The sequence below is a fragment of the Lysinibacillus sp. ZYM-1 genome, assembly GCF_001308875.1.
Classification (GTDB): Bacteria; Bacillota; Bacilli; order Bacillales_A; family Planococcaceae; genus Lysinibacillus.
This window is the reverse complement of record NZ_KQ465174.1, coordinates 1-5,069: the sequence shown is the minus strand read 5'-3', so window position 1 is coordinate 5,069 and position 5,069 is coordinate 1. Positions and strand designations below refer to the sequence as shown.

Genomic DNA, 5,069 nt, shown 5'->3' with positions numbered 1-5,069 from the left:
TACGTTTTGCTTGTTCAGTTTTCAAAGTTCATTTTCATTCATCGTCCTGCGACAAGAATTAATATTATCAGAATGTAAAACAATAGTCAATAACTATTTCAAAATATTTTTTCACTGTCCAAGTGACAGGTTCTACAATATAACATAATAACTTTTTATCAGTCAACACTTTTCTTCAAACACTTCTAATAATGAACACTACTAATCGTCGCTCCGATTTCATTTCGTTAGTTGAATAAGAATTAATGATTTTAACCTTACTAAACAATAGAATTTGTTTATCAATAAAAGTAACTATATCGTTTTACCTTTTTTATTGGTGGACTACATATTACTAGACATAAAATTAGAGTACGCTCAGAAACATGCTCTTTAAAGATTATGTTTTATTATTCTCCAATACTTCTTTAGTAACGTATTATGAAGAAGGTGTACAACAAAAGCTTGATTTAGCCATAGCTTTGTTTAAAAGTTCAATTGAACGTAAAACAGTTTCTTTTTCGAACTCATTCAAATGCGAAAATACTTCATTTAAATAAATGTTTATCATTTCATCAATTGTAGTAGCGATAAATGTACCCTCCTCTGTTAATGATAAAATGTACACTCTTTTATCTGATGTTAGAGGAGTTTTTTTGACAAGGTTCATCTTAATTAGAGTTTGAATCTGTCTACTAAATGTAGTAATATCCATTCCGATTGCCTCTGCTATTTGTTGCATGGAAGAATTACTTTGTTTGTCTATCTCATATAGAATACGGCTCTGTATTGGTGTAATGTTAATTGACCCTACAGAACAACATGTTTTATTTAGTAAAGCAAACTTTTGAGTTAAGATTTGAAAAAGTTCACGTTTATTTTCCATTTATTCATCTCCTATAAAGACATATATATTATTTATTTGCAAAATGCAACTAAAGTATATTTAACTTTTTTTGAAGATGTTTTCCCTACTTTAAAAGTTTCTACGTTTCTACTATTCAAATGGAGAAGTAACTTTTTTACAACATACTTGGCATCTTCTCCAACGATCATTTGCATCTGCAACTTTAAGAGGTGTGGTGCTAGTACCTGCCTTTTGTAAAGGCATTCCTTCCTCATCTAATGCACCAAGTAATTTCATATAGGGAAGATGTGGTCTGAATCCTGTGGCATAGATAATGGTATCTACAGGCTCCCTTTCTCCATCGGCCAAATAACTCCATCTTCATAGAAAGAAGTAAACATTAATCGTTGTTCACGGCATTTGATCTTGGTGCCGTTTATCCAAAGCGCCAGAAACGGAAGGTATCAAAACCAATTACTTTCAACCAATAGTGTATGTCCCGTCCGAGTAGAAGTTGTTTTACAAATTTTATTGGTTGTCGTACAGAAAGAGTAGTTTGGCTAACCTCAGACAGTTCAACTGCAATCTGCACAGCCGAATTCCCTCCTCCTATTACGATTATCCTTTGATTATGAAATAGCTCGGTATTTCGATATTCTGATGAGTGAAGTGTTTCCCCTTGAAAAACTTCTTTCCCTTGAATTTTAGGAATATAAGGATTATTAAATGACCCTGTAGCATTAATGATTGATCGAGCTTGAAATATATCACCTGTGACGGTTCGAACAGTAAAACCTATTTTATTATTCTCTATTAAATCAACTCTCTGATTAATTAAAACAGATAATTGAAACTTATTTTTGTATTCCTGTAAATATCGAACGACTTCATCTCTTTTTGGATAGCGATTCTGATTTCCAGGAAACTTCATGCCAGGCATAGAGGAAAACCCTGCTGGAGAAAACAATTTAAGACTGTCATAATAACTTCGCCAAGAACCCCCAATCTGATTACTTGCCTCTAATATAAAAAATCGTAGACCTTTTTTCTGTAAATGATATCCTGCTGCAAGTCCAGCCTGCCCTCCTCCAATAACAATCACATCAAGTGTCTCTTTCATTTCTATTCCCCCTTAAGTATTTGCATTTTACAAGTATTAATAACAATAAGAACACTAATTCTTCTTATCTAGCCTTAACATTTTGATTAATGAATGTTGATTTAAAATAAAGATTAATAATTTATAAAAAATAAGCGATGTTTTGAATAAAGTCGCGACGTTTATAAAAAAGTTGCGATGCTTCACCTCTTTGGATAAGGATATTTCAAAGGGTAATAAAGTTTGATCATATCTGATAAATTCTGTTTTTCATTAGCCTTTTGATACTCTTTTATCATCTTAACAGAGTTAAGGAGAAAAGATGGATTGTGCCAAATACCTTTTATCGCCGTGTAAAAGAATATGAGAATGCCCCCAAGTAACCAGCAATAAGAAACGGGAAATTAAAATGAAATAAATCACCATGCTATGACCTAGACTGAAAAATAAAGCACTAGACAGGCCACGGCTGCCATACGTCGTTGCACTCCTGGTTGTCTTCCTGACCGATGGCCGCCGACACTCAGCCGTTTGCAAATAAAGAACCGAACCTTTTTTTGATAGAGAGACAATATAGTGTGTAAGCTTACTTAGGAGGACCCTCTGAATGCAAAATGAATATATGTACCAATTACTCACAAAAATGAAAGAAGGTGATCAACAGGCGTTTCATACGATGTATGATGCCACCTATCAGGACGTCTACCGGACAGTCTCCTTTCTGGTGGATCATCAGCAGGATCGGGAAGATGTCATTAATGAGATATATATGCAAATGTGGACCTCACTTGCTAACTACGATACGAACCGACCTTTCCACTTCTGGCTACACGGCTTGGTAATCCGTCAAGTGCAAAGATTTCGGGTCAAGAGCTGGCGGAGATTCCGAATTTTTGAACGCATCCGTGCCTTTTCTCGGGAAGAGTCTCATTGGGATCAACCTACTGTGTTGATGGATGGGACGAAGCAAATGATATCGCAGGCGATCCAAAAACTGACGGACAAACAACGATCGGTGATTGTCCTCCGCTTTTTTCACGACTATAAACTTGAGGAAATAGCGACATTGCTCGAAATTCCGCTGGGTACGGTCAAGTCCAGGTATCATGCTGCCCTTCAGGTGCTTCGAAAAAACTTAAGTAATCTCCCCCCAGAAAGGATGGAAGAGATCAATGCCAATTGAACGCAAAATCCGTGAACATCTGCACAAAGAGGCAGAAACTCTGGAGTGCCCTCCGGCCATTTCCAAACGAATAGAACAATCCTATTCTCAATATTTCCAACGAAAAAGGAGCGAAATAAACATGAAAAAACGATTAATTAGTGGATTAGTTGCTACTGCGATTTTGATTCCAACCGCAGCATTTGCGGCCCCTAGCCTGATTGAAATGCTTACTAGAACACCAATGACTGTTGAACAAGTCAAGGTGGATGAGGTTGGCAAAGCAACACTTGAGAAGCTGTATAACGCATTTCCCGAAACAAAATCGTTTAAGATTATCAATGCAAGCAAGGTTCAAGGTGTCCAAACAAGCATCATACTGCAGGAAAAAGGAGGAATCGGCAAAAAGATTTCCCTTCATACAAACGGTATTACGGGTGCGATTGAACACGTGAATCAGGAGAATTGGGAGCCAAAGGAGAAACCACTCACTGCCTTAACCGATCAGGAAATCAAGTCGAAGGTAGATTATCTAATTGATAAAATGTATGGCAACATCGAAGAGTACGAGTTTGCTATGGAGCAAATGGCGAACCCGGATCAAAAAACGTTTATGTTGAATTACACCAAAAAGGGATCAAAAACACCTTTCTACCAGGTATTTGTTCAGGACAATACAATCAGTGTTTCTCTGATCGGAGGTGAGACTACACCTTCAAACATTAAAGTAGAAGGTTTTTTCTCTACAAATGGTAAGCCTGATTATACTGCTGATTCTTTTTTAAACGATGAAAAACTATTTTCTTTACTAAAAATTAGCCCAACAGAATTAAAACAAGAATTAGCAAAAGGTAAATCTGTTGTCGAGATTGCAGCATCTAAAAATGTCTCTAAACAACAAGTGATTGATGTGATTGCAAAAACACAGGCTGAAAGACAAATTCAAGGTGAAAATAATGACGATGTTCCTAAAAACAATCGTTCAAGTGAACAAATGTTAAAAGCTGTTGAACCGAAAGTATTACAAGTTATTGAACATAAAACTGAAACACCATGGTAGAAATAACAAGTCCTAGGCGGATGAGGTTGGCAAAATATCGCTTGAGTACATCTAATTCAATGGTTGCTTCTTGAATATGAATTCGAATGGTAGCATGAGGTGCTTTTAATCAAACTTTATTACAAACCTGTACTTAAACAAATGGGCTTTTAGTACAACTAGGGTTTAAAAAATAATCAAACTTGTTTTAGAATAAAGTTTGTTGAAATTAATGCAAAGAACCTTGACAAACGAACAAAAAGAAAGTGGGTGTTTTGAAAAAAGATTGATCAAAACACCCACTAAATATTTTTAATTGGTTCATTCTTTTATAAAAAAGTTTGTTCATTCCCTATCTATGTTGCTCAACAATCATGCCCGATTTGTGGAGCAAGTACCCAGATGGAAATCTTCCTTAGTGAAAATACTTATAAATATTCTACCTACACTCTAATTCAAATTGAATAATCTCGAAATGATTTCATCACTTCCTGGAGAAAACATAAATATTGAGAACGAAATACATAATAATCCAATAAGCGAGCTTAATCTTTTTTTCCCAAGTAGCCCCTTAATCACTAAAAATAATCCTACAAATAATATCAAGAAATACCAAAATCCCATAATTTCACCCCTTATATAACTTAATATTATGACGTTACCGTTCACTACAAAGTTCTTCCTCTTTTTGAAATAATTACTTTGTTAGTTAAATAAAAAAAGTCCCAAAAGCGTCCTTTGGTAATCTTTCATGAAAAGGTGTTATTCAATAATATGGTCCTTTCATGAAGAAAGACGCTTTCCTTATTTTGATCTGCACCCCAAATGTTATGAAGTGCTCCCTGTCAAGTAGACAGTGGAAATAATAAAAATGCTTTACGCGGCTTGAGCCCTGAATTCCAAGGGGCTCAAGCCGTTTAATTTTTCTTGATAGCGCTCTGAA

5 protein-coding genes are annotated in these 5,069 nt (G+C 35.4%); 2 read left to right on the top strand and 3 right to left on the bottom strand.

The features are described 5' to 3' along the window. Window positions 1-418: 418 nt before the first annotated feature. From AO843_RS23655 to AO843_RS23650, 3 genes are all read right to left on the bottom strand, one after another. Entirely contained in the window at window positions 419-865 is a 447-nt protein-coding gene (locus AO843_RS23655) for a MarR family winged helix-turn-helix transcriptional regulator (RefSeq protein WP_054613493.1), read from the bottom strand. Between the two features lie 111 nt (window positions 866-976). Then, window positions 977-1,195, bottom strand: coding sequence for a hypothetical protein (locus tag AO843_RS25675; protein WP_369814455.1), 219 nt, complete (start codon window positions 1,193-1,195; stop codon window positions 977-979). A gap of 67 nt (window positions 1,196-1,262) precedes the next feature. Continuing rightward, window positions 1,263-1,946, bottom strand: coding sequence for a flavin-containing monooxygenase (locus AO843_RS23650; RefSeq protein ID WP_369814454.1), 684 nt, complete (start codon window positions 1,944-1,946; stop codon window positions 1,263-1,265). Window positions 1,947-2,532: 586 nt separating this feature from the next. Between AO843_RS23650 and AO843_RS23645 the strand changes: the two genes are divergently transcribed. Together AO843_RS23645 and AO843_RS23640 are read left to right on the top strand one after the other, a co-directional pair. Continuing rightward, on the top strand, window positions 2,533-3,108 hold the full coding sequence (locus AO843_RS23645; protein WP_054613492.1) for a sigma-70 family RNA polymerase sigma factor: 576 nt from the start codon (window positions 2,533-2,535) through the stop codon (window positions 3,106-3,108). Next, complete coding sequence (locus AO843_RS23640) at window positions 3,098-4,147, top strand: hypothetical protein (RefSeq protein WP_197279003.1); 1,050 nt, start codon at window positions 3,098-3,100, stop codon at window positions 4,145-4,147. Before AO843_RS23645 ends, AO843_RS23640 begins: the two co-directional genes overlap by 11 nt. Window positions 4,148-5,069 lie beyond the last annotated feature (922 nt).

What these genes read in the sequence shown, in the direction of transcription:
- AO843_RS23655 (WP_054613493.1), bottom strand. Translation starts at nt 865, where the DNA reads ATGGAAAATAAACGTGAACTTTTTCAAATCTTAACTCAAAAGTTTGCT.
- AO843_RS23650 (WP_369814454.1), bottom strand. Translation starts at nt 1,946, where the DNA reads ATGAAAGAGACACTTGATGTGATTGTTATTGGAGGAGGGCAGGCTGGA.
- AO843_RS23645 (WP_054613492.1), top strand. Translation starts at nt 2,533, where the DNA reads ATGCAAAATGAATATATGTACCAATTACTCACAAAAATGAAAGAAGGT.
- AO843_RS23640 (WP_197279003.1), top strand. Translation starts at nt 3,098, where the DNA reads ATGCCAATTGAACGCAAAATCCGTGAACATCTGCACAAAGAGGCAGAA.